Source organism: Vibrio sp. D417a (assembly GCF_030248595.1).
Taxonomy (GTDB): Bacteria; Pseudomonadota; Gammaproteobacteria; order Enterobacterales; family Vibrionaceae; genus Vibrio; species Vibrio alginolyticus.
The window spans coordinates 36,008-63,003 of the sequence record NZ_JAHGAM010000019.1; the positions used below are offsets into that span (position 1 = coordinate 36,008).

The 26,996-nt window shown below is 44.3% G+C and carries 27 protein-coding genes and 1 pseudogene; 9 read left to right on the forward strand and 19 right to left on the reverse strand.

Annotated features, from left to right (window positions below; translation table 11 throughout):
* Positions 1 to 15 precede the first annotated feature (15 nt).
* Positions 16 to 972: a polysaccharide pyruvyl transferase family protein gene (locus tag KI742_RS18025; RefSeq protein WP_285385070.1), complete on the forward strand. Its 957-nt coding sequence runs from the start codon at positions 16 to 18 to the stop codon at positions 970 to 972.
* Positions 973 to 1,017: 45 nt separating this feature from the next.
* On the opposite strand, the gene KI742_RS18030 is transcribed toward KI742_RS18025, so the two are convergent.
* Complete coding sequence (locus KI742_RS18030) at positions 1,018 to 1,737, reverse strand: 3-deoxy-D-manno-octulosonic acid kinase (protein WP_285385069.1); 720 nt, start codon at positions 1,735 to 1,737, stop codon at positions 1,018 to 1,020.
* Positions 1,738 to 1,748: 11 nt separating this feature from the next.
* Positions 1,749 to 2,156 (reverse strand): diacylglycerol kinase, encoded by a 408-nt coding sequence (locus KI742_RS18035; RefSeq protein ID WP_005395798.1) that lies wholly within the window; start codon positions 2,154 to 2,156, stop codon positions 1,749 to 1,751.
* 107 nt (positions 2,157 to 2,263) lie between these two features.
* Here KI742_RS18035 and KI742_RS18040 point away from each other — a divergent pair, with 107 nt between their 5' ends.
* Genes KI742_RS18040 through KI742_RS18050 form a run of 3 tightly spaced genes read left to right on the forward strand, consistent with a single transcriptional unit; the run spans position 2,264 to position 4,907 of the window.
* Positions 2,264 to 3,319 (forward strand): glycosyltransferase family 9 protein, encoded by a 1,056-nt coding sequence (locus tag KI742_RS18040; RefSeq protein WP_213891703.1) that lies wholly within the window; start codon positions 2,264 to 2,266, stop codon positions 3,317 to 3,319.
* Between the two features lie 35 nt (positions 3,320 to 3,354).
* Positions 3,355 to 4,122: a glycosyltransferase family 2 protein gene (locus tag KI742_RS18045; RefSeq protein ID WP_005395793.1), complete on the forward strand. Its 768-nt coding sequence runs from the start codon at positions 3,355 to 3,357 to the stop codon at positions 4,120 to 4,122.
* Positions 4,119 to 4,907, forward strand: coding sequence for a glycosyltransferase family 2 protein (locus KI742_RS18050; RefSeq protein ID WP_138939696.1), 789 nt, complete (start codon positions 4,119 to 4,121; stop codon positions 4,905 to 4,907). Before KI742_RS18045 ends, KI742_RS18050 begins: the two co-directional genes overlap by 4 nt.
* Positions 4,908 to 4,937: 30 nt before the next feature.
* Here KI742_RS18050 and KI742_RS18055 read toward each other — a convergent pair whose 3' ends face one another.
* The 8 genes from KI742_RS18055 to KI742_RS18090 form a co-directional block, all read right to left on the reverse strand.
* Entirely contained in the window at positions 4,938 to 5,873 is a 936-nt protein-coding gene (locus KI742_RS18055) for a glycosyl transferase family 90 (protein WP_213915158.1), read from the reverse strand.
* Positions 5,860 to 6,342 (reverse strand): pantetheine-phosphate adenylyltransferase, encoded by a 483-nt coding sequence (gene coaD / locus KI742_RS18060; RefSeq protein ID WP_005379411.1) that lies wholly within the window; start codon positions 6,340 to 6,342, stop codon positions 5,860 to 5,862. Before coaD ends, KI742_RS18055 begins: the two co-directional genes overlap by 14 nt.
* An 86-nt stretch (positions 6,343 to 6,428) precedes the next feature.
* Entirely contained in the window at positions 6,429 to 7,238 is an 810-nt protein-coding gene (gene mutM, locus KI742_RS18065; protein ID WP_213915156.1) for a bifunctional DNA-formamidopyrimidine glycosylase/DNA-(apurinic or apyrimidinic site) lyase, read from the reverse strand.
* A gap of 102 nt (positions 7,239 to 7,340) precedes the next feature.
* The gene (locus KI742_RS18070; protein WP_025998646.1) at positions 7,341 to 7,817 is read right to left on the reverse strand and encodes a hypothetical protein; all 477 of its coding nucleotides are present in this window, start codon (positions 7,815 to 7,817) and stop codon (positions 7,341 to 7,343) included.
* A 276-nt stretch (positions 7,818 to 8,093) separates the two neighbouring features.
* A complete protein-coding gene (gene rpmG / locus KI742_RS18075) occupies positions 8,094 to 8,264 on the reverse strand; it encodes a 50S ribosomal protein L33 (protein WP_004410866.1) in 171 nt (56 codons plus the stop codon).
* Positions 8,265 to 8,277: 13 nt separating this feature from the next.
* Complete coding sequence (rpmB, locus tag KI742_RS18080; RefSeq protein ID WP_005384783.1) at positions 8,278 to 8,514, reverse strand: 50S ribosomal protein L28; 237 nt, start codon at positions 8,512 to 8,514, stop codon at positions 8,278 to 8,280.
* Positions 8,515 to 8,816: 302 nt separating this feature from the next.
* On the reverse strand, positions 8,817 to 9,491 hold the full coding sequence (gene radC / locus KI742_RS18085; protein WP_025768320.1) for a DNA repair protein RadC: 675 nt from the start codon (positions 9,489 to 9,491) through the stop codon (positions 8,817 to 8,819).
* A gap of 114 nt (positions 9,492 to 9,605) precedes the next feature.
* Complete coding sequence (locus KI742_RS18090) at positions 9,606 to 11,279, reverse strand: methyl-accepting chemotaxis protein (protein ID WP_186584539.1); 1,674 nt, start codon at positions 11,277 to 11,279, stop codon at positions 9,606 to 9,608.
* Positions 11,280 to 11,472: 193 nt separating this feature from the next.
* Between KI742_RS18090 and coaBC the strand changes: the two genes are divergently transcribed.
* The 3 genes from coaBC to KI742_RS18105 all read left to right on the forward strand — a co-directional run bounded on the left by coaBC (position 11,473) and on the right by KI742_RS18105 (position 14,391).
* Entirely contained in the window at positions 11,473 to 12,672 is a 1,200-nt protein-coding gene (gene coaBC / locus KI742_RS18095; RefSeq protein WP_285385065.1) for a bifunctional phosphopantothenoylcysteine decarboxylase/phosphopantothenate--cysteine ligase CoaBC, read from the forward strand.
* Between the two features lie 171 nt (positions 12,673 to 12,843).
* Positions 12,844 to 13,434 (forward strand): nucleoid occlusion factor SlmA, encoded by a 591-nt coding sequence (gene slmA, locus KI742_RS18100; RefSeq protein WP_005379386.1) that lies wholly within the window; start codon positions 12,844 to 12,846, stop codon positions 13,432 to 13,434.
* 6 nt (positions 13,435 to 13,440) lie between these two features.
* Complete coding sequence (locus KI742_RS18105) at positions 13,441 to 14,391, forward strand: Kdo(2)-lipid IV(A) acyltransferase (protein ID WP_033905948.1); 951 nt, start codon at positions 13,441 to 13,443, stop codon at positions 14,389 to 14,391.
* 84 nt (positions 14,392 to 14,475) lie between these two features.
* On the opposite strand, the gene pyrE is transcribed toward KI742_RS18105, so the two are convergent.
* Positions 14,476 to 15,117, reverse strand: a complete 642-nt coding sequence (gene pyrE, locus KI742_RS18110; protein WP_285385063.1) for an orotate phosphoribosyltransferase — start codon at positions 15,115 to 15,117, stop codon at positions 14,476 to 14,478.
* Positions 15,118 to 15,221: 104 nt separating this feature from the next.
* A complete protein-coding gene (gene rph / locus KI742_RS18115; RefSeq protein ID WP_031780917.1) occupies positions 15,222 to 15,938 on the reverse strand; it encodes a ribonuclease PH in 717 nt (238 codons plus the stop codon).
* A 184-nt stretch (positions 15,939 to 16,122) separates the two neighbouring features.
* On the opposite strand from rph, the gene KI742_RS18120 reads away from it, so the two are divergent.
* Together KI742_RS18120 and KI742_RS18125 are read left to right on the forward strand one after the other, a co-directional pair.
* Entirely contained in the window at positions 16,123 to 16,989 is an 867-nt protein-coding gene (locus KI742_RS18120) for a YicC/YloC family endoribonuclease (protein ID WP_005384776.1), read from the forward strand.
* A gap of 203 nt (positions 16,990 to 17,192) precedes the next feature.
* The gene (locus KI742_RS18125) at positions 17,193 to 18,416 is read left to right on the forward strand and encodes a site-specific integrase (RefSeq protein WP_285385062.1); all 1,224 of its coding nucleotides are present in this window, start codon (positions 17,193 to 17,195) and stop codon (positions 18,414 to 18,416) included.
* A gap of 291 nt (positions 18,417 to 18,707) precedes the next feature.
* Here KI742_RS18125 and KI742_RS23595 read toward each other — a convergent pair.
* The 7 genes and pseudogenes from KI742_RS23595 to KI742_RS18155 form a co-directional block, all read right to left on the reverse strand.
* Positions 18,708 to 19,005, reverse strand: a pseudogene (locus KI742_RS23595) (transposase); the annotation flags it as partial.
* Between the two features lie 63 nt (positions 19,006 to 19,068).
* Positions 19,069 to 19,260 (reverse strand): hypothetical protein, encoded by a 192-nt coding sequence (locus KI742_RS23600; protein ID WP_373417456.1) that lies wholly within the window; start codon positions 19,258 to 19,260, stop codon positions 19,069 to 19,071.
* A 187-nt stretch (positions 19,261 to 19,447) separates the two neighbouring features.
* Positions 19,448 to 20,608, reverse strand: a complete 1,161-nt coding sequence (gene galK / locus KI742_RS18135) for a galactokinase (RefSeq protein WP_285385061.1) — start codon at positions 20,606 to 20,608, stop codon at positions 19,448 to 19,450.
* Positions 20,609 to 20,720: 112 nt separating this feature from the next.
* On the reverse strand, positions 20,721 to 21,773 hold the full coding sequence (locus tag KI742_RS18140; RefSeq protein WP_285385060.1) for a UDP-glucose--hexose-1-phosphate uridylyltransferase: 1,053 nt from the start codon (positions 21,771 to 21,773) through the stop codon (positions 20,721 to 20,723).
* Positions 21,774 to 21,856: 83 nt separating this feature from the next.
* Positions 21,857 to 22,867 (reverse strand): UDP-glucose 4-epimerase GalE, encoded by a 1,011-nt coding sequence (galE, locus tag KI742_RS18145; RefSeq protein WP_285385058.1) that lies wholly within the window; start codon positions 22,865 to 22,867, stop codon positions 21,857 to 21,859.
* Positions 22,868 to 22,996: 129 nt separating this feature from the next.
* Entirely contained in the window at positions 22,997 to 24,718 is a 1,722-nt protein-coding gene (locus tag KI742_RS18150) for a solute:sodium symporter family transporter (RefSeq protein WP_140367273.1), read from the reverse strand.
* A 130-nt stretch (positions 24,719 to 24,848) separates the two neighbouring features.
* Positions 24,849 to 26,951 (reverse strand): alpha-galactosidase, encoded by a 2,103-nt coding sequence (locus KI742_RS18155; RefSeq protein ID WP_285385057.1) that lies wholly within the window; start codon positions 26,949 to 26,951, stop codon positions 24,849 to 24,851.
* Positions 26,952 to 26,996: the final 45 nt, after the last annotated feature.

Here is a 26,996-nt window from a genome sequence, read left to right on the forward strand (position 1 = left end):
ATAGCCGGAGGAGCTATGAGTAGAAGTAGAAGAGAAAACAAGTGGCTTGAGATTATGGATAGCGCAAAATCTCAGCATAATCTTATTGCATCTCTGATAAACGGAAAGTCCATTGCTTATATAGACATACCGATACATTTTAATGTTGGGGATCTTCTTATATACCTTGGAACGGAAGAATTTTTTAAAGAACATGATATTAATGTTATATATCGTAGTGGTTGTAAAAATTTAGATTTTAAGAAGATTAAAGAAGCTGATGTCATAGTTTTACACGGTGGCGGCAACTTTGGAGATCTTTATAAAGTTCACCAAAATCTAAGAGAAAATATCATATCTAAATTCCCTACTAAAAGAATTATATGTCTTCCACAAACAATATTTTTTGAAGATATATCAAATGAGGAGTCTAGCGCCAAAATTTTTTCTAAACATAAAGATTTCCACTTTATTACTCGCGATGAAAGAAGTTACGAAATATCGAAAAAATTCACAAATAACTATCATTTGCTTCCTGATATGGCTCATAGTCTTCATCCGATGATCGAAAAAGAAGAACTTTGTGATGAACTTCCTCAACAACGACGAATTTTAAATCTGATTAGAAAGGATATTGAGTCAAAAAATAATGACTTGAGACTACAAAAAAAAGGGTTTGACTGGGATGATCTTATTTCAATTTCAGATATTAATATCAAGAAAAAGTATTCATCGCTAGAAAAGTGGAAATTTAAACAAAAGAAAGCTAATGACCTTTGGTATAGACTATCAAAAGAGATAGTCTTTCGTTCAGAGAATTACTTTCATATGCATAATGAAGTTCATACTGATAGACTACACGGACTGATTTTTTCATGCTTATTAGGAAAGAATATACATCTCTTTGATAATTCCTATGGTAAAAACACATCTTATTACAATAAGTGGCTTTTTGGCCTCCCTAATATAACTGTTTGTTCTAATAGTAAATAGAATTAAGGAGTATAGTTAATTACTTGATCAACTATACTCCTACATTTAATTTTTATCAGAATATATATCATAGTGTTCTTTCAAAAATTTAAAATCCTTCTCGTTCCAATTAATACTCTTACAAGAAAGCTCTTTATTAAATGAACGCAGAAGTCTATTTAGATTTTGATGCTTCCAGTCACCAGAAGTTTCAAAACGACACTTATCAAAATCGATAATCCATACCTTATCTTTGTCGTCGATCAAGATATTGTGGATATTCAAATCAGTATGGTTAACGCCAACCTGATGCATCTTGGCAATTTCTTTCCCTATTTTCTGATACATTTCTACCGATAAAGACTGTTCTTGCAAGATACTAACCAGATCTCTGGCGTTTGGGATTCGCTCACTTAATAAATCAGCTTGATAGAAGAGTCCTGACTTTACGGCTCTTGCTGCAATAGGACGAGGAACGTGCACCCCAGCCTCAATTAGCGCCAACAAAAGCTGAAACTCTTGCGCACAACGGGTGTTATCCCAGCCAGAGAACCAATAATGATCGTTAACTAACTTCCCAAACAAACCGCCACGACGGTAATGACGTAGTGCCGCTTGCATGTTCTCTAGTTGGATAAACCATGTCGTGCCTCGCCCCGTCGCACTGCCAACCACCTTGTCGGAGGACTGCCAGTATTCCTCATCAAATATCGGTTGGCTAGGGTCTGTAATGATCTCGTCATCAAACCAGATCACTTGGTTGTTGTTTTTATACTGTCGAGTCATACGCTCACCCTCTAGCCTAAATACCGGCTGGCTAATATATACAACCAAGTAAATGCAGCAAACGCCAAAGCAACCATAACGGCAGCAGAGCCTATATCTTTAGCTCGACCACTGAGTTCATGCCGTTCAATACCGATACGATCCACTACCGCCTCAATCGCTGAGTTTACAAGCTCTACAATCAAGACTAATACCACGACCCCGATCATTAAGATACGCTCAACCATGCCGACATCCACTAGCCAAGCCAAAATCACGGCGATACTCAACAGAGCCAACTCTTGTCGAATGGCAGCTTCATGCTTAAAAGCCGCTTTTAATCCTTGGATCGAATAACCCGTCGCTTTAACGATGCGCTTTAGTCCGGTATTACCCGGCTTGCCAGATTCTTGCGATTGATGTGGTGTTGTCTTTGACATTGCAGAACACTTATCAGTACTTAGCTATATTCGAGCCGTGTATTTTACATTTATTGGGGATGTCTGCATAATTTACCTGCCTCTATTCATCGAATCAGACAATAATTATGTTCACTTCTGCCCCATCGTCACTATGCGTCTTGCGTTTATCCGCTATCGGAGACGTTTGCAATACTATCGCCAGCATTCAAGCTATTCAGAAACACTGGCCTTCGACCCAGATTACTTGGATAACGGGTAAACTTGAAGCCCAGTTATTAGCCGCCATCGATGGTGTAGAAGTGATTGTTTTTGATAAAAAAGCGGGACTTGATGGCTACAAATCACTTTGGCGACAGCTGAAAGGCAGAGAGTTTGATGCGCTATTGCATATGCAGTACGCGATTCGAGCGAGTGTCGCAACGTTGGGCATTAAAGCAAAATACAAACTTGGTTTCTCTTCTGATAGAAGCCAGGACTTTCAAACACTATTTACCAATGTCAAAGTGCCTTCCCCGCAATCTCTGCATGTCGCAGATGGCTTAATGGCCTTTGCCCATCAAATTGGGGTACCAAAGGCAGAACTAGACTGGGTACTTTCTTATTCAGACCACGACCAAGCTTGGGCAGAGTCTCATATTTCTCGTAGTAAACCTAACCTGCTGATTGTGCCTGGTGCGAGCAAAGCTTATAAAAACTGGAACTCGGAAGGTTATGTGGATGTGATTCATCACGCCAGAGAAAAAGGCTGGAACGTGATTCTGGCAGGCAGCCCTGCTCAGGTAGAATTGGACTTGGCAGAGGCCATTCAATCTCGCTTGGAAGAACCGTGTCTAAATTTAGTTGGACAAAGTTCAATTCTGCAAATGCTTGCGTTAATAGATAAGGTTGAAATGGTCATCGCCCCCGATACCGGACCAGCACACATGGCGAATGCAATGAAAACACCAATCATCGGGCTCTATGCACACCATAATCCGCTGCGAGTGGGACCTTACCGTTATCTAAAATACGTTGTCTCAGTGTATGAAGAAACAATCTTTGCGGAAACAGGCAAAAACAGTCACGAGTTAAGCTGGCGAACTCGCGCTAAAGATGAAACGGCAATGAACCGCATTACCAGCACTCAAGTAATGAGCATGTTCGATCAAGTCTTAGAAGATTTGTATCCTCAATACCAGTAAACTTACTGTCTTGATTTGTTAAGAAGGAAATGACCTTGTCCAAACCAACCTTAGCCGTTGCCTTAATTGTAAAAAATGAAGAGAAGCACTTACAAGCTTGTCTAGACACAGTAAAAGATTGGGTCGATGAGATTGTCCTTCTAGACTCGGGCAGCACTGATCGCACTGAAGAAATCGCCCGACAATACACAGATAAGTTTTACACCAACCTAGATTGGCCAGGTTTCGGTAAACAACGCCAACTTGCGCAGCAATACGTTACGGCAGACTACGTTTTGTGGCTTGATGCGGACGAACAAGTCACTCCAGAGCTAAAAGAAAGTATCTTACATGCGGTATCAGCCAATAAGCCGAACGTTTTGTACAAACTTAATCGACTAAGCTCAGCGTTTGGTAAGTTCATCTACCATTCTGGTTGGTCTCCAGACTGGATTGTGCGCTTATATCGCACCGAATATACACAATATAATGATTCGCTCGTTCATGAAAAAGTTGATGAGAAAAACTATCAAACTGAAAAACTGGATGGTCGACTGCATCACTACACTTACGAGCACCTTCATCATTACATCAATAAAACCACTGGCTACCTCAAGGCCTGGACGGATGAACGTGAAGGTAAAAAGAAAGCAGGTTTAACGACCGCTATCGTTCACGCTCTTGCTAGCTTTTTGAAGATGTATGTTCTCAAACGAGGCTTCCTTGATGGCAAACATGGCTTCATTCTAGCTTGGCTAAGCATGCACTCTACTTTTGTAAAATATATCGATCTCTACTTACGTGAACAGGCAAAAAAATCATGAAAACGACTTTAATTATCACCACTTACAACTGGAAAGAAGCATTAAAAGCGGTGTTAGAAAGCGTGAAACGTCAAACCGTTTTGCCTGATGAAGTCATCGTTGCAGATGACGGTTCTCGAGACGATACCAAAGCAATGATCGACCAACTGCGTGACGGCTTTCCGGTTCCACTTATTCATAGCTGGCAGGAAGATAATGGCTTTCGTGCTGCGATGAGCCGCAACCGTGCCATCGCAAAATCCTCTGGTCGTTATATCATAATTATTGATGGTGACATGGTGCTATCACCATCATTTATTGAATCACATAAACGCGTCGCAAAGCCAAATTGGTTTGTGCAGGGTGGACGTGTGCTAACAGATGAAAACTGCAGTAAAGCGATTATGGAAAGCAGCCTAGTACCTTCTATTTTTAGCAAAGGTATTCGCAATCGCAAGAACTGTATCACCAATATACTGCTATCAAAATGGTTCTCGCGTAAACGTAATAATGCTAATTCAACACGCAGCTGTAATATGGCATTCTGGAGAGAGGATGCACTTGAGGTCAATGGCTTCAACCAAGATTTTGTCGGCTGGGGACGTGAAGATAGCGAGTTTGTTCACCGTATGTTGAATGCGGGCAAGTCACGTCTTTACCTAAAATTCGCAGGTGTAGGCTACCACTTGTACCACGTAGAAAACTCGCGCGCGTCACTCGGACAAAATGACGAGATTTTAGAAAACACCATTAAAAACAAGCTTAAACGCTGTGAGAATGGTGTTGATCAATTTCTAGAAGCTTAAGATTATAAAAAGGGGCGTTTCGCCCCTTTTTTATTGTTGCTGAGATAAAGCGAAGTACTTATCGGCAACCATCAATGAGATCAAACGCTCTTTACGTTTATCTTTGAACTGCTCAACCCACTGATGCGCATTTTCAATGATCGCTAATGCTTCTTGCTCATTCGCTAGGTAATAATCCATCTTTTCGGGCAAATCCGAATAGTCATCCTTCACTTCAACATAGTGGACGCCTGCCTCTAACTTACCTTCCATAAACCAAGTCTCATATTTTGGCTTTGACATAATAACCAAGGAGTTAGACGACATAGCCCACTTAAGGTTGGTGGCCACATCATTGCCTTCTATACAGAGCAAAAACTTATACTGCAGTTGCTCTTCAATACTCATAAAGCCCTTTTCCCATGGTTTCCCTTCTACCGGGCGGGTCTGGCCAATATTGCATTGCGGATGGTTGTAAAACGCATGAATCACCTTTTTACGATGCGGCTGAAAACCCACGCCGCGCCACGCTACCATGTCCTTTTTATCTTGATAGCGAACAGGATCATCAATAAATTTAAAATGACGAACTTGATTAAGTTTCAACACCACTGAATTTTGGTTGTTACCAAAAATAGGGCGGCTTTTTATAAAGCTCGGTACATTGGGGATGTGTGTAACATCGCCGTTGATGTAGTTAAACGCAAAACTGGAAGGGAAATAGCGTACAACTTGGCGAAGATCGAAAAAATACGTCCAGCCTTTCGTTTTTTTGAATGTATCGATGGTCGAGTAACTTTGTTCTCGGATATCAACTGAAAACGGCGTTTCACACTTATTGTAATAGTTCACCCGCTCAAGACAGCATTGCTGCTCTGCTTCGGTCAGATTCGAAAGTAAACGCTTGGCTTGTGCTCGATATACAAAGCGAGGGATAAGTATCGAGAGAGCGTTTGAGAAATAATAAGGGAACTTACTGTCTTTCATTCAGTTTTTCCCCAATCGCGATGGCTACTGGCTTGGGAACGAATTGTTCGATACTTCCGCCATGAATCGCTACTTCTCTCACGATAGTCGACGATAAAAACGCAAACTCTTCTTCAGGAGTTAAAAATACGCTCTCGATTCCTGGTAATAGCTTTCGGTACATGTTGGTCAGTCCAAACTCGTATTCAAAGTCTACCGTTGTTCGTAAACCACGAATAAGAACCTTAGCTTTCTCATCTCTCGCGAAATCCACTAATAACCCGGAGAACCCCTTTACCGTCACACCAGGTAAATGCGCTACAACGTCCTGCATCAGTGCAACGCGCTCTTCCAATGAAAACATAGTGTTCTTCGATGGGCTTGCGGCTACGCCAATCACAACCTCATCAAACATTTCGTGAGTACGTTCTATTAGATTGAGGTGACCATTAGTCACTGGATCAAAAGTGCCCGGATAAATGACTTTCATATAATTTACTAAGTTATTCGAAACTGATTGAATTATTGAGGCTCGAACGCAAGATTACAACAACTTAAGCTCGATATTAGCTCGTCTTACTTCTGACACTCACTACAAAAGAAGGTATTACGCTGCCCTATTTTTAGCTCTTGAAGTCGTTCGCCGCATGCTGGGCATGGCTCTCCGGCTTTTCCGTAAACCAATAACTCTTGTGCGAAGTAACCCGGCTTTCCATCGGCTTGCGCAAAGTCTTTCAGCGTAGTCCCACCTTGCGTAATGGCAATCTCAAGTGTCATTTTGATATTTTCAACAAGTACCCCCCACTCTTGAGAAGTAAGCTTACCTGCGGGCCTTGAAGGGTGAATTCGAGATTTAAACAACGACTCATTCGCGTAGATGTTCCCAACACCAACCACGACTTTGTTGTCCATGATGAACTGCTTGACGGCGACACGCTTATTTTTAGCTTTCTCCGCTACATATTCCGCATTGAACTCTTCAGTTAAAGGCTCAGGCCCCATGTTTGCTAGCACAGCATGTGACTCGCCAGGAGCACACCACAGCCATGCCCCAAAACGACGCGGATCGTTATAACGCAGTATTTTTCCACTGCTTAGTTTGAGATCCACATGATCGTGCTTTGCTGGCGGAAAGTCAGCATCTAGGACACGTAAAGACCCAGACATGCCCAAGTGAACAATGGCTGTACCTGTGTTTGTCTCGATCAGTAAGTATTTCGCACGACGGCTAATTGCACGGATCACCTGCCCTTCCAATTTTTTAAGCTCTGTAGGAATATCCCAGCGCAATTTAGGCGTTCGAAAAGTAAACGACTGGATCGTTTGTCCAACCATGTGGGGGCTAATCCCCATACGGCTGACTTCAACTTCTGGCAACTCAGGCATTAGATTCTCCAATTCACCGGCTAATAGTTCTCGCTGCTAGCATAATCGAAAAGAAAAACGATAAATAGGGAAGCTTATTAGGGGTATAGGCGAAAAAAGGCTCTACTCTGGCATAAGGTAGTTTTCATCGACGGAGATAGCGACCCATTTGTCTTGCCAGGTTTTAAATAGCCAAAAATCAGGTAAACGAAAGAAAGTCACCCGCTGCGGCTCTTCGAGATCCTGATACCAAACTTCTACCGTTTCAGGTACCGCCAGGTTAGGTTTTAAATGATCGTACTGTTCTGAGGTGAGCTCGGTCCCTTCCAATGATTGCCAGCGTGATACAAGTTCACTGATCGGTGCATCAACTTTGATGTTGGATTGCCACCGTCCATCATGCAGCTCGAACTCCCAGCCACTATAGTACAAAGACTCCACCGTATAGTCGGAGCGAAGTACATTTGGGTAAGGGTCTGCTTGATCTGTTAATAGGTAAGTTTTGATCCACATCGGCGCATTTAAGATCACTATAAATGCGATAATGCCCAGAATAAGAATATTGTTCCATCGGCGGCGACGAGCCGGACTCACACGCATAACCATCTCTACTCTCTTATCGTTATGAGTAAATTACCAAAGAGTATTGAGCTTGACTAGAACAACGGTGTGCAAGTGTGTAGGGAAGTTGTAACTAAGCGGCAGAGAGCGATCAATCAAAAATTCGAGTATAGAGTCGGACCAGTAAAATAACTTCAGCAGTACTTTACAATCCGATGACGTACTGAACACTTTATCTTCAGCACTTTTATTCAGGTAATAAAAAACCCAACTCGAAAGTTGGGTTTTTCAATTCATCAAAGAGACTGAAACCAATTATTTGATTTTTGCTTCTTTGTACATAACGTGCTGGCGAACTACTGGATCAAACTTTTTGATCTCAAATTTGCCTGGCATGTTACGCTTGTTCTTATCAGTTGTGTAGAAGTGGCCTGTACCTGCAGAAGATACTAGACGGATTTTCTCACGAACGCCTTTCTTTGCCATTGCTTATTTCCTCTTAAACGTTTTCGCCACGTGCACGCATGTCTGCAAGAACAGTATCAATACCTTTCTTGTCGATGATGCGCATACCTTTAGCAGATAGACGTAGTTTAACAAAACGTTTTTCGCTCTCTACCCAGAAACGATGAGTTTGTAGGTTCGGCAGAAAACGACGCTTAGTAGCATTTCGTGCGTGTGAACGGTTGTTACCCGTTACTGGACGCTTACCAGTTACTTGGCATACTCGTGACATGAATGTCTTCTCCAAAATCGTTTCAGCTCGATATCAACCTTGGTGGCCGAACCTCTCTATCTCTCGAAAAGAAGTTAGAGGTTAAGAACCGCTATGGAAAATCCATACAAGGCTATCAAAGGTCGCGCATTATACTAACTTGATATGCATTGCTCAAGACCCGAACAGATCCTTTTTACAGGTTTTCGTGATCTTTTTTTAGACAGCAGATTTTTTTAGCAGTCCAAGCTGAATTCAGTTAAAAATTTAGTGGCGTGGATGATAGCAGATTTTTAGCAACTAACAACCTAAAAAACGCACAGTTATATCCAGCCTCTTTCAGCAAAAGAGACACTTTCCCCATCTCCGATGACGAAATGGTCCAAAATACGAATATCCACCAATGCTAATGCGTCGGTGAGACGCCTTGTAATCCTTCTGTCAGCTTGGCTCGGCTCAGCGACGCCTGAAGGATGATTGTGCGCTAGAATCAAAGCCGCCGCGTTATGATGCAGAGCACGCTTGACGACTTCTCTCGGATACACCGACGCTGCATCCAACGTTCCTTCAAATAAAATTTCATCTTTTATCACTCGGTGCTGGTTATCGAGAAAAAGAATATAAAAAGCCTCTCTTTGCCGATCCCTTAAAATAGAAGACAGATATAACTTAGTTTGGTCGGGGCTGGTTAAGGCATCACCACGCTTTAGCGTCTCCGCCAAGTAACGTTGTGTCATTTCTAGTACCGCTTGCAACTGAACATACTTGGCTTGCCCCAATCCTTTGTGACGACAAAACTCTTCTTCTGATGCTGAAAATAGTTGTCTGAGCGAACCAAAGTCTTGAATAAGGAAGTCTGCAAGCTCAATCACGTTCATTCCGCGGGTGCCTGTGCGCAAGAAGATGGCCAGTAGCTCAGCATCGGTCAAAGCTTGCGGCCCTCGTTGCAGTAGCTTCTCTCTGGGCATGGACTCATTTGGCAAAGCTTTCAGTATCATCTGATGTCTCTTTATATGGAAAGTGTCCCTATTCCACAAAACAAAAAGCGAAAGTCGAGTATGACTTTCGCTTTCTTCGTACCATCAGTGCTTTCCATGCAACTTAACAGTTCATCAGAGTTTAAAGTTGCCAACCAAGCCGTGAATTTCCGTTCCAGACTGTGATAGCTGCGTGCTGATTGACTCGGCATGCTGCAACGTCTCATTAATGTTGTTCACGATCTGTTGAATAGCTACTAAGTTTTGGTTGATGTCTTCTGCAACCGCGCTTTGTTCTTCTGCGGCAGACGCGGTTTGAATACCCATATCTCGAATTGTTCCGATAGAATGATGAACACCAGAAAGAGATTGCTGAATGAGCGCCGATTCTTCAACCGTTTTGACACCTCGTTTTTGGCTCACCGACATCGTACTGACCGCTCTTGACACACCATTTTGTAGCTGCTTGAGCATGTCGCCAATTTCATGAGTACTATTTTGCGTACGACTGGCTAACGAGCGCACTTCATCCGCAACGACGGCAAACCCTCGACCTTGCTCACCGGCTCTAGCCGCTTCAATCGCCGCATTTAGGGCCAACAAATTCGTTTGCTCGGCTATCTCGCCAATCACATCCAGCACTTTGGTTATTTTTTCGGTCTGTAAACTCAACTCAGAAATTGCATCTGACGTGCTGTCTATCTCCGTCACGAGTTCGGTAATGCCTTCTATTGCTTGCTCGACCTCATGCTGAGCGGCGGTGACTTGACTGTTGGCATCGTCAATTGCCTGCGCGGTCGCATTAGTATTGCTGGCTACTTCTTTGGCAGTCATGCTCATTTGCGTCACTGCCGTCACGACTTTGTCCGTCTCTAAACAGTGATCCTGCATTTGACCGCTCGCTTGGCTGGTCTGAGTGTTCAGGCTTTGGGAAACGGTCTGTACTGTCGTCGCAGAGCGATGAATGTCCTGCATCAGTGGGTGCAGCTTATCCATAAACTCATTAAACGCGGCCGCCACTTCACCGACTTCATCCTGACTTTCGACTTTTAAACGAGCCGTTAAGTCACCGCCGCCTGCGGCAACATCTTTTAATGAAGCCGCGACATGTTGTAATGGCTGAATACCTTTAGACACCACGATACTGGTGAGAACACTGGTAATGATCAATCCAATAGCGGAAATCAACACGGCAGATAATGTATGCTCTTTTAGCTCTTGAGTCTTTAACTCTCTGTGCATCGCAACTTGCTGGTCGATGTCATCAATATAAACGCCAGTACCTAAAACCCAGTCCCATTTCGATAGATATTCTGCATAGCCCAACTTAGGAGCTTGTGCGTCAATGGTCGGTTTGTGCCACGAGAAATAGAGGAACCCATCCCCTTTTTGAGAAGCGTCAATCAAGCCCGCAATAACTGCGACCCCATTTTCATCTTTTAAGTCGTAAAGGTTTTTACCCTCTAATGCAGGTTTGATAGCGTGCAACGTATTCACACCTTGAGAGTCGTAGGCAAAAAAGTAACCATCGCTTTCAAAGCGCATGGCTTTCAGAATTTCTTTTGCTGCCTCTTTATTACTTCCATTTACATCCGTGTCGTATAACGGTTTTATCGCCGTCACGCCCATCATCATATAGGCTTGTAACTCTTTCTTTTTCGTTTCGATGAGCTCTTGCCTGTCTCTTGCCAGCTCCGCCTCCAAACTTTTACTGCTGTTGATGTAATACACCACTGAGATCAATGTAGTGATCAACAACAGCGGAATTAGGGTTATCAGCAGCAATTTGTTTCGACTTTTCAACACCATGGTTTCCACTACCTCTTTTTCTTTTCAGACTTGCAAACTCCGCGCAACTTGTCTGTGAGGTAGGCGAGAATTTTCCCTTCCTCGGTCAGATTAATACTCTGGAGTTTGATGTGAATTATCTTCTCGTTATATATGCTCGGGCGGTCAGACTTTGAATTGTGTTAAAATCCGGTCATCAAATTGGAGATCTCACATGCAAACACTAGCAGGAAAGAAAATTCTACTCGGCATCAGTGGCGGTATTGCCGCGTATAAATGTGCGGAGCTAACCCGTCGCCTCATAGAGAGAGGAGCGCAAGTTCAAGTTGTAATGACGAAAGCCGCAAAAGAGTTCATTACCCCTTTAACCATGCAAGCCGTTTCGGGCCGTCCTGTCTCGGACAGTTTACTAGACCCAGCAGCGGAAGCCTCTATGGGCCATATTGAATTGGCCAAATGGGCAGATTTAGTGCTATTAGCGCCCGCGACCGCGGACTTAATCGCGCGCATGTCCGCAGGCATGGGGAACGATTTACTTACTACGCTCGTGCTCGCGACGGATTCCCCTGTTGCTGTTTCTCCTGCGATGAATCAACAGATGTATCGCAATATCGCAACCCAAGAGAACATCGCTACGTTAGCGCGTCGTGGTATGCACATCTGGGGCCCTGCGGCAGGAAAGCAAGCCTGTGGTGATGTAGGACCAGGTCGAATGCTGGAACCAATGCAGCTAGTACATCTATGTGAACAGTTCTTTCAACCAAAATTGCTAGAAGGTAAGTCGATACTCATTACCGCCGGACCAACTCGCGAAGCGATTGATCCAGTGCGTTACATTACGAACCATAGCTCCGGGAAAATGGGCTATGCATTGGCGAGCGCCGCAGCGCAGATGGGAGCAAAAGTCACCCTCGTGAGCGGTCCTGTCAGTTTAAATACGCCCGTAGGTGTTGAGCGCATTAATGTTTCCAGTGCACAAGAGATGCACGAAGCCGTTATGACACATGCAAACAGGCATGATGCGTTTATTAGCTGCGCTGCCGTTGCCGACTACCGCCCACAAACGATCGCGTCTCAAAAGTTGAAAAAGACAGAAGACAACGACGAAATGGTCATTAATATGGTTAAAAATCCTGATATTGTTGCATCTGTGGCAGCAATGACGGAGAAGCGTCCGTTTACCGTCGGTTTTGCGGCTGAAACCAATGATGTAGAGACCTACGCTCGAGGCAAGTTAACAAAGAAAAACCTCGATATGATCTGTGCAAACGACGTTTCGGTTGCAGGGCAAGGATTTAATAGCAACGACAACGCAATTACCCTTTACTGGCCTGAAGGTGAACTTGCGCTCGCTTTAGAATCAAAAGAAGCATTGAGCTTTAAAATTCTCGAAAAAATGCATCAATTGATGTAACTAACGTTTGAAAACCCTGCCAATTTTTTACAAAAGCTGGCATAAATTTGGTACAAAAATGACAACTAAGGGTGTTAAATCTCCCATTCCACCCTTAGTGGTCTAGTTTGAGGCGAAATAGCGTCTTATAATCCCCTCCGCTCAACTTTGTATTTTGAAAGGAAGTAACTAATGGCCGGCAGTAAAAAATCCAACCGTCGTGAAGAGATCTTACAAGCATTGGCAGAAATGCTTGAATCAACAGATGGCGCTTCACGCATTACTACGGCAAAACTGGCCAAGCAAGTCGGCGTTTCAGAAGCCGCGCTGTATCGTCATTTCCCAAGTAAAGCGCGCATGTTCGAAGGGTTGATTGAGTTCATTGAAGAGGCCTTGATGACACGTATCAACCGTATTCTAGACGACGAAAAAGATACACTAGAGCGTATTCGTATGGTGATGCACCTTATTTTGGCGTTCTCTGAACGTAACCCAGGTCTGACACGCATTTTGTCGGGTCATGCTCTAATGTTTGAAAATGAACGTCTACGTGAACGCATCAATCAACTCTTTGAGCGTATAGAAACACAATTGCGCCAAATCCTGCGTGAACGTAAGATTCGTGAAGGGAAGTCTTTCCCTGTCGAAGAGCGCATCCTAGCCGCGCAAATTCTGGGACAAGTTGAGGGGAGCCTAAACCGCTTTGTGCGTAGCGACTTTAAATACCAGCCGACTGCAAACTTTGACGAGTACTGGGCGCTTTTGAGTGCACAAATAAAGTAAAAGACTATGAGTAAAGACAAATACACGCAGCCCGAGTTTTCTCTTTCACTTCTTCACCCTCGTAACTGGGGCGTATGGCTTGGTTTTGGTCTGTTGGCCATCCTCGTCAATATTCTTCCTTATCGGCTGCTGCTTTCATTAGGTCGTTCACTCGGTAAACTTGGCATGCGCTACGGTAAAAAGCGTGTCCACGTTGCTCAGCGTAACTTAGAATTGGCCTTTCCAGACAAAACACCTGAAGAGATTCAACATATTGTTGAAGAGAACTTCAAAAATACTGGTATGGCACTGATAGAAACCGGAATCACTTGGTTCTGGCCGACTTGGCGCTTTAAAAACCTGATCGTCGAGAAAGATCTCGGCGCACTGCGTGAAAAAGCCAAAGAAGGTAAAGGCGTCCTACTTTGTTGTGTCCATGCTCTAAATCTAGAGATCACTGCGCGTGCTTTCGCCGTGTTAGGCGTGGCCGGGTACGGCGCGTTTCGTCCGCATAATAATCCTGCTTATAACTTTATCCAGTATTGGGGACGAACACATAACGGCAATAAACTGATTGATCGTAAAGATGTAAAAAAGATGATTCGTGTTTTACGCAGCGGTGAGCGTCTGTTCTATTTACCGGATCACGATTACGGTCGCAAAAAATCAGTATTTGTGCCCTTCTTTGCCGTAGACGATGCGTGTACGACAACAGGCACGAGCATTCTGGCGTATACCTCAAAATGTGCGATCATCCCAGGCTCAGGGTTTCGCAATGACGAAGGAAAATACGACATCATCGCCGATAAGTGCATTGAAGCCGATTATCCACAAAAAGACGAAGTCGCCGCTGCCGCTTATATGAACAAGTATGTGGAAGAAGTCATTCTACGCGCTCCAGAGCAATGGATGTGGCTCCATAAACGCTATAAAACCATGCAAGATGAGCATGTCGAGAAAGGCATTCGCTATAAGTAAGTGGTCAAGGCGATAAATCCAAAAACAAAAAAGGGCAGATGAATATCCATCTGCCCTTTTTACTTTTTCAGAAAAAGTAACGAATTAAATGCCGTATTCTGCGCGGTACGCTTTGACTGCTTCTAGATGCTCTTTGTCTGTGCCTTTCTCTTCAAGGAAAGTCACAAGGTCAGTCAGGCTAACGATCGAGATGATTGCACAACCAAAATCACGCTCCACTTCTTGGATCGCAGACAACTCACCTTTGCCTTTTTCTTGGCGGTCAATCGCAACCAACACACCAGCAAGGTCTGCGCCATTTGCTTGAATGATTTCCATCGATTCACGAATCGCAGTACCTGCTGTGATTACGTCATCTACTAGCATGATACGGCCTTCAAGCGCAGAGCCTACAAGCTTACCGCCTTCGCCGTGATCTTTCGCTTCTTTACGGTTGAAGCAGTAAGGCGTGTCGATATCGTGGTGATCCGCCAGCGCGACTGCTGTTGTCGTCGCGATTGGGATACCTTTGTACGCCGGGCCAAACAGCACATCAAACTCAATGCCAGAATCAGCGAGCGCGGCTGCGTAAAAACGACCAAGACGCGCTAGGTCACGACCAGTATTGAAAAGACCAGCGTTAAAGAAGTACGGGCTTTTACGGCCAGATTTCAAAGTAAACTCACCAAACTTAAGAACTTCTTTCTCAAGTGCAAACTCAATAAATTCACGCTGGTATGCTTTCATTATTTTCTCTCTATATCCTTGGTTTCTTGTGTCTCTTCTCGACAATCATTCATTTATCTATTGTCGAGATAAAAAAATAGCCCCCATAATGGGAGCTATCTAAATCAATTGGCTAACGCCGCCTTCTGCGCTGCGACAATTTCCGTAATGCCGACTTTCGCCGACTCGAGCAATGCCATCAGCTGTTCGTGACTGAACGGTTCACCTTCTGCGGTGCCCTGAATTTCAATCATCTTACCTTCTTCGGTCATTACTACGTTCATGTCTGTGTCTGCCGCTGAATCTTCAACGTATTCAAGATCACACAATACTTCATCGCCTAGCAAGCCGACAGAAACTGCCGCTACGTGGCCTTTCATTGGATTCGCTTTTAGCTTGCCGCTATCTACTAGGTGTTGGAATGCATCGGCCATTGCAACACTTGCGCCGCTGATGGATGCAGTACGCGTACCACCGTCAGCTTGGATAACGTCACAGTCAACGGTGATCATGAACTCACCCATGGCTTTTAGATCGACAACTGCACGTAGGCTTCGCGCGATAAGACGCTGAATTTCCATCGTACGGCCGCCTTGCTTTCCACTTGCCGCTTCACGACGAGTACGAGAATGTGTTGCTCGAGGTAGCATGCCGTATTCAGCTGTAACCCAGCCTTTACCTTGACCTTTTAGCCAACGTGGCACAGATTCTTCGACGGTCGCATTACACAACACTTTGGTGTTACCGAACTCAACTAGCACTGACCCTTCAGCGTAAGCTGTGTAGTTACGAGTAATTTTGATAGGGCGAACTTGATCCGCCTTGCGATCGTTTGGACGCATGGGCATCTACCTTAAATATGAGGAGAAGACGATTTGGTTGGGCGAAGATTATAACGGAATCGATTCCGGATTCATAGGTTACGCCGCTGGCACAACATAAACAATCCATACATCCCGCGCACCTATCGACGCAGCGTGATACACTCTTGAAGTAATTTTCAAAAAATGAAGACAGGAAAATTCGATGATTTACAGTATGACAGCGTATGCACGCAAAGAAGTAAAAGGCGATTGGGGTTCTGCGGTATGGGAAATCCGCAGCGTGAACCAGCGTTATTTAGAAACATACTTCCGCATGCCAGAACAATTTCGCGGGTTAGAGCCCGTTTTACGTGAGCGCTTTCGTAAGCGCTTAGCGCGAGGCAAAGTAGAATGTAATCTGCGTTTTGAAGCAAACCCTGCCGCAAAAGGTGAGCTTAGCATCAATGAAGCGCTTGCTAGCCAGGTAATTAAAGCCGCTGAACAAGTCATGCACATGACTGGTGAACTGAGCCGAATCAATCCATTTCAAGTCATGCAATGGCCGGGGGTAATGGAAACGCCAGAGCAAGACATGGATGCGGTAAATAAAGTGCTACTAGAAGCGTTTGATGGCGCAATGGATGAATTTATTGAAGCGCGCGCTCGTGAAGGCGAGAACATGAAGGCGCTGATTGAGCAACGCCTAGAAGCGATCACATCAGAAGTTGTGAAAGTGCGCGCACGCATGCCAGAAATACTAGAGTGGCAACGTGAGCGTCTGTTCTCTAAATTTGAAGATGCGAAAGTAGAGCTAGACCCATCTCGCGTTGAGCAAGAGCTTATCCTTCTGGCACAGAAATCAGACGTAGCAGAAGAGCTAGACCGTCTTGATTCTCACGTAAAAGAAACCACAAACATTCTGAAAAAAGGTGGCGCAGTCGGTCGTCGTCTGGACTTCATGATGCAAGAGTTCAACCGTGAATCGAACACGCTAGCGTCGAAATCCATCAGCACCGACATCACCGCATCGGGCGTTGAACTGAAAGTTCTAATTGAACAGATGCGTGAGCAGATCCAGAATATTGAATGATTTCCACACGCCTCCATATTGTTATTTAAAGCATTTAATATCAAAAACTTAACTATAATAAAATTCCATACAGGTCCATAGAGAACCACCTTTAACCACCACCAACTGGTGGTTAAAGTGGTGGGTATGTTACACTACTATTAGATTATCATGGTGGGTAAAGTAAGGTTCTGCCGATTTAATGGGTGTGGAGTTAGGTTAGGATGTCTCAGTTAACAGTTAAGAAAGTGGAAGCATTAATTAAAACTAGTGGGGATAAAACAAAGCGCTATGGTGATGGTGGTGGTTTGTATTTGGTTGTTCCCCATTCTGGCTATCCTAGCTGGATGCTACGTTTCACATCTAACAAAAAGCGCCGCGAAATGACACTCGGCAAAGTCAGTGACATATCTTTGCGTGACGCCCGACTCCTAGCTGCCGAAAAAATGAAACAAGTCCGTGAAGGGTTTGATCCGCTCATACAACGCAAGCGCGCAGAGCAAGAAAAAATAAAAACCGTTAACGACTTATTTTCAGACTGGTATCCATCCCTAGAAAAACGTTTAAAGCACCCTAACATTCCTAAACGTGTCTTCTTAAAAGATATTGCCCCTCATATCGGCGATATCCCGCTTGAGCAAGTCAACGCTCGTGATATTCGTACCACTATTAATGCCATCACTGCTGCTGGAAAACCCGCAATTGCGAATGACGCTCTTAACTATTGTAAACAACTATTCAACCATGGAATGAAGCTCGACCTCATGCAAGGTAATCCTGCTTCTGCATTTACGGTTCGGGATGCTGGGGGTGTGGAAAAGAGCAGAGATAGAGCCTTAACTACCGAAGAACTCAAGCAGTTTTTTAATACCGCTAAACAAAAACCGACGAGCTTTACCCGTGACAACTATTTAGCATGCGCCTTACTAGTGTGCTTAGGTGTGCGTAAATCCGAGCTGTGCGAAGCCAGATGGGAAGAGTTTGATTTAGAAAAAGCAGTGTGGGAACTCCCAAAAGAACGCAGCAAAACCAATGTCGCTCTTACTATCCCTTTAGCGACACCAGTATTAGAGTGGCTTGAAGAACTGAAAGTGAGAAGCTTAGGCTCTGAGTATGTATTCCCTAGCCGCCGATCCAGTAAAAATCCACATATGGGGCCAGATACGCTTAATCGTGCGATTACCAAACTATTCGGGCATGAACCAGGTAAAAAGAAACAGCCGCCGAATCTTATGGGGGATATGCCTCACTTTACCATTCATGATCTACGCCGTACGTGCCGCACTTTATTGGCACAACAAGGCACTCCCGGCCATGTGGCCGAAAGGTGCTTGAATCACAAGTTAAAAGGTGTTGAAGGGATTTATGACCGACATGATTATTTCGAAGAGCGGAGAGATGCGTTAAATATGCTAGCCCTGCACATTTCTGAATTTGCAGCTCTTTAAACTATCGGTCCGATCGAGTCATATCTTCGTTTCTGCTATCTGAACTATAAGCAGAAAAGCAGTTAAGTTCATCAAAGATGAAGAGTGTTGTGGGCACGCAATTCAAACAGAAACTATCTGAACATCATTAACTTGCTCCAAGCGTAGATGGATTGGACTTTTTATGTGAAGCTAAAACACCTTTCCATCTGCAATAACTCCTTTATCTTGCGTATGGTTACCAGGTTACAGTTAAATATAATCTGTCAGTCTATCTTCGAACATAATCATAAAGCGATTCAGGGCTTGTAATCAGTTTCTGATGGGCATCGTCCACTTCTTGGAAGCATCCTGGATCGCTAAGAAGATCACTTTCCTTGCCGATTCATCCGTTGGGAACAGCTTACGTTTTTTTTTGGCTTTTCTAATCACACAGTTCAATGACTCGATAGCGTTGATCGTGTAGATCGCTCTCCTGATGTCCTCAGGGTAATTAAACAAATGTATTGAGGTTATCCCAGTGGGCTGTCCAGGAACGGCTGATTTGAGGGTATTTGACGTCCCATTTATCAGAGAACATTTCTAGCGCTAACAAGGCTTCATATTCGGTCTTGGTCTTGGGCTGGAATCGAGTCTGGTGCTTACGAACCAACTTGGGTTCAAAGTTCGCACCTCAGTCGCACAGCACATCAATAGGAACCTCGTCATCATCAGTGAGAATCGACTTAGATGAGTAGCCATTACGGGAGTTTGAGCCGAGTTTAGTAGCGTGCTTTTCGTAGCCAGGGTTATCATCAAGATCGGACTCTGTCATGATTGATTTGGCAGCTTTACGAGAAAAAGCTTCAAGTGCTTTCTTATCCATGTTGTTTATCCTTAGCCTTTTTAAGGCTTAAGCTTAGACAATTACACAGAAATCAGGACAGTCTCCGACTAATTAAAAGTCAACTACGCCAAGTTTCCGTTGCTTGACTCGTCTCCTTCTCTGCTATGCCAGCATATTCCATATGCTGGCATAGCAAGCACACAAGTAAGATGAGCAGCTCCGTAGCTTATTTTCCTTTAAGGATTCCAGCTCCATCGGTTGCTCTACAAACGTATATATCTTCCTTAAGTCCAGTTGCGGACTCGTATTTATTTTTAACGGCGAGTTTTAGACGCTCAACTAAATGCATAGGAACCAGAGCAACAACACAACCACCAAAACCACCGCCAGTCATTCGCACACCACCTTGGTCACCAATCGTATCTTTCACAATTTCAACTAAAGTATCGATTTCTTTAACTGTGATTTCAAAGTCATCACGCATTGAAACATGTGATTCCGCCATGAGTTCGCCCATACGCTTTATGTCGTGCGCACGAAGTGCTTGCGCCGCTTTAACAGTGCGGTCATTTTCTGTGATCACGTGGCGGGCTCGCTTCGCGACCATGTCATCCAGCTCAGACACTTTTTCATCAAACTGCTCAATAGTAACATCACGTAACGCTGCCACACCAAACGTGCGTGCCGCTTCTTCACATTGCTTACGACGCGTGTTGTATTCGCTGTCTACCAAGCCACGTTTTTTGTTCGAGTTGATTATTACAACCGCTATGTCCTCTGGCATCGGTACCGCTTCAGTTTCTAAACTACGGCAATCCAATAACATTGCGTGGTTTTCACGACCTTCTGCCGAAATCATTTGGTCCATGATACCGCAGTTACAACCAACGAACTCGTTCTCTGCTTGCTGACCATTTAGGGCTATTTCTGTTTGGCTGATTTCTAGATTAAACAGTACTTTAAACGTTTGCCCTATCACCACTTCCAATGCAGCCGATGAGCTTAAACCTGCTCCTTGCGGAACATTGCCACCAACCGCAATATCCGCTCCAGTAAATTGGTAACCGCGAGAAAGAAGACTTTTCACCACCCCGCGAATATAGTTTGCCCACATTTGGTTAGATTGGAAGACAATCTCTTGACTGATATCGAACTCATCAATTGCATTGCCATAATCCACGGATACCACGCGTACTAGGGTGTCTTCACGTTTCGCCGCAGCGACTATCGTTTGGTAATTGATTGCACATGGCAGCACAAAACCATCATTGTAGTCAGTATGCTCACCAATGAGGTTTACACGGCCAGGAGCTTGAATAATATGACTCGGTGCATAGCCCAGCAATTCTTCAAAAGAGTTTTCAACATTTTGGATTAAATCAGACATAGGTGGCGTTCTCTTAAGATATAAATTTGGGGTTGGGGAAGCACTTTGAGCCTCATATTTCATCGCAAGGCGGTACTCCCCATTTTGTTCGTTATCAATGGTTCTCGAGAGTTTATGACTCTTTATAATGCACATCACTTAAGTCGCGTAAACGTTGTGCAGCCTGTTCCGCTGTTAGGTCTCGTTGACTTTCTGCGAGCATTTCATACCCCACCATGAACTTGCGAACCGTGGCACTACGAAGTAGTGGTGGGTAGAACAGCGCATGTAATTGCCAATGGTCGATATCGGTGCCTTCTTCAAAGAATGGCGCATAGTGCCAACCCATCGAGTAAGGGAAAGAACATTGGAATAAATTGTCGTAACGACTCGTCAGCTTTTTGATAGCAACGGCAAGGTCATCACGTTGCTCATCAGTTAGCTCACTCATGCGGCGTATGTGTACTTTCGGAAGAAGCATGGTTTCGAACGGCCATGCAGCCCAGTACGGTACAACAGCAATCCAATATTCAGTTTCAACCACTGTACGTGAACCGTCTTTGAGTTCAGCTTGCACGTAATCAATCAGCAAGTTACTGCCATGCTCTTGATAGTACGTTTTTAAGTTTCGCTCTTTGCGCTCAATTTCGTTTGGTAAGAAACTATTTGCCCAGATTTGGCCGTGCGGGTGAGGTTGAGAACACCCCATCGTTTCACCTTTATTTTCGAATGCTTGAACCCAAATGTAGTCTTTGCCTAACTCTTCGATTTGATCATTCCATGTATCAATCACGCTGCGAATTTTATCAACTGGCAATTCCGGTAAGGTTTTGCTGTGATCAGGCGAGAAACAGATGACGCGGCTCAAACCACGCACACCCTGAGATTTGAAGAGCGGATTATCTGACTTAGGTGCATCTGGTGAGTCCACCATCAATGCTGCAAAATCATTTTGGAATACGTATGTACCTTGGTAATCTGGGTTAACATCCCCTGAAATACGCGCATTAGTTGGACAAAGGAAGCACTTTTCATCGTAGCTTGGTTGTTCGTTAATATCTGGTTTCTCATCAGCCCCACTCCAAGGACGTTTAGCACGATGAGGAGAGACCAAAACCCACTGCCCGGTTAATGGGTTGTAACGACGATGGGGATGTTCTACTGGGTTGAATTCAACATTTGACATATTACTTGCTCATCTTTTTTAGTCTGTATTCGATTTGGCACACACCAAACTCATCAATTTGTTTATAAGAAGTTTCGAGTACATTAATACCCGTCAGGATTACTCGATTGCCAATTCCACGTATCTGCCGTCATTTCAGCAATGCTGCGGGTAGCTTTCCAACCGAGCTCTCTTTGTGCTTTTGTAGTACTGGCCCAACATTCTGCAACATCTCCAGGGCGCCGAGGACAAATCTCGTAAGGGATTAGATGACCACATGCGGTTGAGAACGCTTCGACCATTTCAAGCACGCTCGAACCTTTGCCCGTGCCTAAGTTGTACACATGCAAGCCGGCTTTTTCGCCGACCGATTTCAGGGCAGCGATATGGCCTTCAGCCAAATCCATTACGTGGATGTAGTCACGCACACCAGTACCATCCGGTGTGGAATAGTCGCTACCGAATACCGACAATTTTTCGCGGCGACCAACCGCGACTTGAGCGATGAACGGCATCAAGTTGTTTGGAATCCCCTGTGGATCTTCGCCCATGGTGCCCGACGGGTGTGCGCCAACGGGGTTGAAGTAACGTAACAAAGTCACACTCCAATCCTGTTCAGCTTGAAACAGGTCACTCAAACACTCTTCCACCATGTATTTACTGCGACCATAGGGGTTAGTGGTTCCACCTGTTGGTGACTCTTCCGTAATAGGCACAACTTTAGGATCACCATAAACCGTTGCAGATGAGCTAAATACAATGCTTTTTACACCCGCTTTGCGCATACTGCGCACCAACACCAATGAACCATTAACGTTATTATCGTAATACTCCAATGGTTTTAAAACGGATTCTCCAACGGCTTTTAGACCAGCAAAATGAATCACAGCTTGAATATCATGTTTGTTAAATACTGAGTCTAAAAAGGCTTCATCTCGAATGTCGCCTTGATAGAAAGCTGGTTGCTGCCCTGTTAGTGCCTCTATACGATTTAATACCTCTATTTTGGAATTACATAGGTTGTCTACGATGATTGGTTCCATACCAGCTTTGATCATCTGCACACATGTGTGACTACCGATATACCCCATTCCGCCTGTGACAAGAACTGACATAAATACTTTTCCACCTTTCAACGTAAAAATCTCTAGATCAGGTATACCCGCATCATGCGCAATATTCGGGCATACCGATCTATCTACTTGCTGTCCGTTTTTAATGATTAAATAATTAGTGTGGTTTGATTACGGCATGTACATATCATTAAGCTTGGTTACCTGTTTGCTTTTCCTACGTTTCAATAAATAGTTAAAGGTCACACCAAGCATTAAGATAACACCGCAAAAACCATACACTTGCATGACCGTTGGGTCGCTTGAAACAAAACCTACGTCCGAAAACATCACATACGCTCCTAACACCATATAGAGAATGACCGCGGACGCTTCAAAGCGGAAAGACCATGGCGTCACGTCGATGCTTTCATTCACTGGCATCACATAATCCGTATCACGTGGCATAAAATGACCAATCGCAAACATCAATAAAGTACAAACTACAAATAAAATCGCTAATTGATGTAAGAAGTGGATTGGGGTGTCAAAGATTAATTGCATCGCAGCATAGGAGCTCACAAATATCGTTAGTGCAACTTTGGCTGCAATAGCTGGTACACGTTTTGAAATGTAACCAACGAACACGATGGTGAAGATAGGCACACTGAAAAAGCCAGCAACCATTTGTAAATATTGGAATAAACCTTCTGGTGCATATAGGATAAACGGTGCAATACAAACAGAGATAATGGCAATGATGACTCCAAATAGGCGCCCCTTACCGACTAACTCTTCATCGGACTTATCTTTACCAAATAATGGCTTATAAACGTTCAATGCAAATAGTGTCGTAGAACTGTTTAACACACCATTAAACGTACTTAATATGGCACCAAACATAACCGCAACAAAGAAGCCAACAAGAGGCTTGGGTAACACTTCATTCACTAAGCGCGTATACATTGTGTCGGGATTACCGGCATCAGAGCCAAACATGTGGAAGGCAATAATGCCGGGAATGATAAGGAATAATGGAGAGATAACCTTAATTGCACCTGCGAGAATGACACCCTTTTGACCTTCTTTCAGGTTCTTTGCGCCAAGCGCACGCTGAATGATGGATTGGTCGGTGCCCCAATAATACAAGTTCACCAATAATAGGCCCGTGAACAGAGTAGAAAATGGCAGTGGATCCGTTTCTTTACCTACGGATTGCAGCTTCTCTGGTGCGGCAGTGAGCAACACGTCCAAACCTTCTATAAAGTTACCGCCGCCTAATGCCATCAGGCCAAATACAGGAATCATTAGGCCACCAAGAATCAGTCCTACACCATTGAAGGTATCAGCAATAACGACAGCTTTTAGACCACCATAAATAGCGTAAAAGAAACCTAACAAACCTATCGTGGCAGAGATCAGTGCGATGGAGCTAAATTCAGAAATACCCAATAAACCTTGTACATCGAAGATTTCGCCTAGTACCACTGCGCCAGCGTAAAGAGTAGTAGGAAGAATGTTGATGACGTATTGACACAAGAACAACAAAGTAACGAACTTCTTCACCGACATGTCATAACGGCTTTCTAAGAAATCTGGAATGGTGGTGATACCTTGCTTGAGGTAACGCGGTACAAGCAGCAGCGCAATGACAACCAGAGTAACGCCAGAGGCAACTTCCCACCCCATTACACTCATATTGTGGGTGTAGGCTTGAGCACTCATACCGACAAAACTGGTTGCACTCAAATTGGTAAGAATTAGCGAGCTGGCAATCAGTCCGCCCGTCAAACTTCGTCCTCCAAGGAAGAAACCATCTTGAGAGGTGTGTTTATCATTTTTAACTTTGCTGTAAGTGAACACCACAACAAAGCCCGTAAACAGCAAAAACGAAAGTAATACTGTAATAGACATTTTGTTTCCTTAACAAGTTAAGCAATTCAACTTGCTTGTTGGTTGTAGGGTGCCCCTCTAGCGAGTATAGGAGTGTTTTATCAGGAACAACGTAAGTTGAAACTGGTCGCCAGAGGAGGCAGATAGAGATTTAACGTTTTTTGAGGTGAACAATAAGCGCTGATTCGGGATCGAGGATCGGAAGCGTCACCCCAATTTCTTTCAAGTTATCACCACTTAGCGTCAGGGTTTTGTCTAGCCATTTCGGACGTTGTTTCATCAATTGAAAGCTGGTCTGTGGCATTTCCACAATCTTGATTTCGTAACTGGCTTTTTCATCTGCGCAACTCACTCGAAGTGGAGATGATAGCGCGTAATTTGGCATGGTCAGTTGGCAGACCGTAATCAGCATTTCTTTCCCGTTTTCAACACCATAGATGTTCTGGCTATGATCTGCTGGGTCAATACGGAAAGCACGCCCAGAGTGAAGCAAGTCGCGATACTGTTTGTGCAATTGAATATAATGGGCGAAGGCTTGTTTTTCTTCAGCGCTCTCTTTTACTGGATCGAGTTCAACGCCCATGTGACCACTTAACGCCGTCACTCCACGCATATTGATTGCATGACGACGATTAGTTGAATGACATTCCGCAGGGCCAATGTGCGCACCCATTACTTCAGGCGGAAAGAAATAGCTCATACCACGTTGAATAGCTTGGCGTTCGAGCGCATCATTACAATCAGAAGCCCAGAAGCGATGAGTGCGTTTAAGGATTTCAAAATCAATACGACCACCACCTGAAGAGCAAGACTCTATCTCGACTTCAGGGTGTGCCGCATAAAGTTCATCTAACAGACGATAAAGCGCTTTCGTTTGACCATGTACAGCTGGCTTACCTTGATGACCTGGCTGTACCAGCTCACGGTTCATGTCCCACTTTAGGTACCCAATGTTGTATCGAGTCAGTAAATCATTCAAACGATCAAACAGGTAGTTGAAGCAATCTTTGTTTTGCAAATCCAACACGTATTGCCAACGACCTGAAGGCTGGTGGTAGCCTTGTAGACTCAATACCCAATCGGGGTGTTGGCGATATAGGTTTGAGTCTTGGCTGACCATCTCGGGTTCAACCCAAAGACCAAATTCCATACCTTTGTTGTTTACGTGCTCAATCACTGGTTCAAGACCATTTGGGTACTTCGTTTCATCCAAATACCAGTCACCAAGCGCGGCACGTTCACCATCACGACCAATGAACCAACCATCATCAATAATGAAGCGCTCGACCCCCATCTCAGCGGCTTCGGTTGCCATCTGCATGATGTACTCAGGGTTGTGATCAAAATAGATACCTTCCCATGTGTTTAAGTGAACCGGGCGGGGGTTACCGCTTGGAAACTGGATAATATTGGCGCGAACAAACTCATGGAATCGTTGTGAAATACCGTTCAAACCCGAGTTGCTGTATGTTGCATAAAGCCACGGGGATTGGTATGTCTCACCACTTTTTAAACGCTTTTCGCCAGAGAGTAACAACTCGCCGGCTTGAACAAAGCGGCGACCATCACTACGAACATCAGCGCGCAGTTGATGATTACCACTCCAACCAAGGTGAAAGCCCCATACGTGACCCAACTGCTCGCTAAAGCCATTCGTGCCAGCGAACAGACCAGGGAAATTTTCATGAGAGGTTCGGCCACGGCGGTTTTCTTGCATAAAGCCACCATGTTCAAAGCGCAAACGTTGAGTTTGAAATTCATGACACCAACGTCCGTGAAATGTCATTAGTTCGTTGGCATGATTAGGCAACGGTAAAGTGGACGAAAGCTTATCTAAACAATACTCGCTTGACGCGATGTTCTTTATTGAGATGCGTTTTTGCACCACGTCGCTATTGAAGTCAAGGTGCAGCTCAATGACCAACTCAAGCCCAGCGATGTCGTCTTGAAGTATAAATGTTGCACTACCATCATTTTGCTCGATAGATTTGGTTATGAACACGGGCGCCCAATCATCGCCATTTCGGTGTCCTTCAATACCAGGCGCATTAAAGTGACCACTACCAAGCTCTGGACATAGTGATAACGGCACGTCGACATCAAGGCGAGCCTGAGAGATAGGACGCTCGGTCGAGAGGATTAAATCAGGGTCAACCTGAGCAATTTTCGCTCCCCAATGAAGGATTTCAGGAACACGATCTACTTTAATGATCATGCTGTGATTCTTAGATTTTAAGTGAACAAACTTTTGCATACCGCTTCTCTGTTTTCGCAAACATTTAATCTATAAATAATGATG

Coding starts and splice junctions, on each gene's coding strand:
- rpmB (WP_005384783.1), bottom strand. CDS start 8,514: ATGTCACGAGTATGCCAAGTAACTGGTAAGCGTCCAGTAACGGGTAAC.
- pyrE (WP_285385063.1), bottom strand. CDS start 15,117: ATGAAAGCATACCAGCGTGAATTTATTGAGTTTGCACTTGAGAAAGAA.
- KI742_RS18140 (WP_285385060.1), bottom strand. CDS start 21,773: ATGTCAAATGTTGAATTCAACCCAGTAGAACATCCCCATCGTCGTTAC.
- radC (WP_025768320.1), bottom strand. CDS start 9,491: ATGATACTGAAAGCTTTGCCAAATGAGTCCATGCCCAGAGAGAAGCTA.
- galK (WP_285385061.1), bottom strand. CDS start 20,608: ATGTCTGATTTAATCCAAAATGTTGAAAACTCTTTTGAAGAATTGCTG.
- slmA (WP_005379386.1), top strand. CDS start 12,844: ATGGCCGGCAGTAAAAAATCCAACCGTCGTGAAGAGATCTTACAAGCA.
- KI742_RS18120 (WP_005384776.1), top strand. CDS start 16,123: ATGATTTACAGTATGACAGCGTATGCACGCAAAGAAGTAAAAGGCGAT.
- KI742_RS18040 (WP_213891703.1), top strand. CDS start 2,264: ATGTTCACTTCTGCCCCATCGTCACTATGCGTCTTGCGTTTATCCGCT.
- KI742_RS18070 (WP_025998646.1), bottom strand. CDS start 7,817: ATGCGTGTGAGTCCGGCTCGTCGCCGCCGATGGAACAATATTCTTATT.
- coaD (WP_005379411.1), bottom strand. CDS start 6,342: ATGAAAGTCATTTATCCGGGCACTTTTGATCCAGTGACTAATGGTCAC.
- KI742_RS18155 (WP_285385057.1), bottom strand. CDS start 26,951: ATGCAAAAGTTTGTTCACTTAAAATCTAAGAATCACAGCATGATCATT.
- KI742_RS18035 (WP_005395798.1), bottom strand. CDS start 2,156: ATGTCAAAGACAACACCACATCAATCGCAAGAATCTGGCAAGCCGGGT.
- KI742_RS18025 (WP_285385070.1), top strand. CDS start 16: ATGAGTAGAAGTAGAAGAGAAAACAAGTGGCTTGAGATTATGGATAGC.
- mutM (WP_213915156.1), bottom strand. CDS start 7,238: ATGCCTGAGTTGCCAGAAGTTGAAGTCAGCCGTATGGGGATTAGCCCC.
- coaBC (WP_285385065.1), top strand. CDS start 11,473: ATGCAAACACTAGCAGGAAAGAAAATTCTACTCGGCATCAGTGGCGGT.
- rpmG (WP_004410866.1), bottom strand. CDS start 8,264: ATGGCAAAGAAAGGCGTTCGTGAGAAAATCCGTCTAGTATCTTCTGCA.
- KI742_RS18050 (WP_138939696.1), top strand. CDS start 4,119: ATGAAAACGACTTTAATTATCACCACTTACAACTGGAAAGAAGCATTA.
- rph (WP_031780917.1), bottom strand. CDS start 15,938: ATGCGTCCAAACGATCGCAAGGCGGATCAAGTTCGCCCTATCAAAATT.
- KI742_RS23600 (WP_373417456.1), bottom strand. CDS start 19,260: ATGGATAAGAAAGCACTTGAAGCTTTTTCTCGTAAAGCTGCCAAATCA.
- KI742_RS18150 (WP_140367273.1), bottom strand. CDS start 24,718: ATGTCTATTACAGTATTACTTTCGTTTTTGCTGTTTACGGGCTTTGTT.
- KI742_RS18030 (WP_285385069.1), bottom strand. CDS start 1,737: ATGACTCGACAGTATAAAAACAACAACCAAGTGATCTGGTTTGATGAC.
- KI742_RS18125 (WP_285385062.1), top strand. CDS start 17,193: ATGTCTCAGTTAACAGTTAAGAAAGTGGAAGCATTAATTAAAACTAGT.
- galE (WP_285385058.1), bottom strand. CDS start 22,867: ATGTCAGTTCTTGTCACAGGCGGAATGGGGTATATCGGTAGTCACACA.
- KI742_RS18055 (WP_213915158.1), bottom strand. CDS start 5,873: ATGAAAGACAGTAAGTTCCCTTATTATTTCTCAAACGCTCTCTCGATA.
- KI742_RS18105 (WP_033905948.1), top strand. CDS start 13,441: ATGAGTAAAGACAAATACACGCAGCCCGAGTTTTCTCTTTCACTTCTT.
- KI742_RS18090 (WP_186584539.1), bottom strand. CDS start 11,279: ATGGTGTTGAAAAGTCGAAACAAATTGCTGCTGATAACCCTAATTCCG.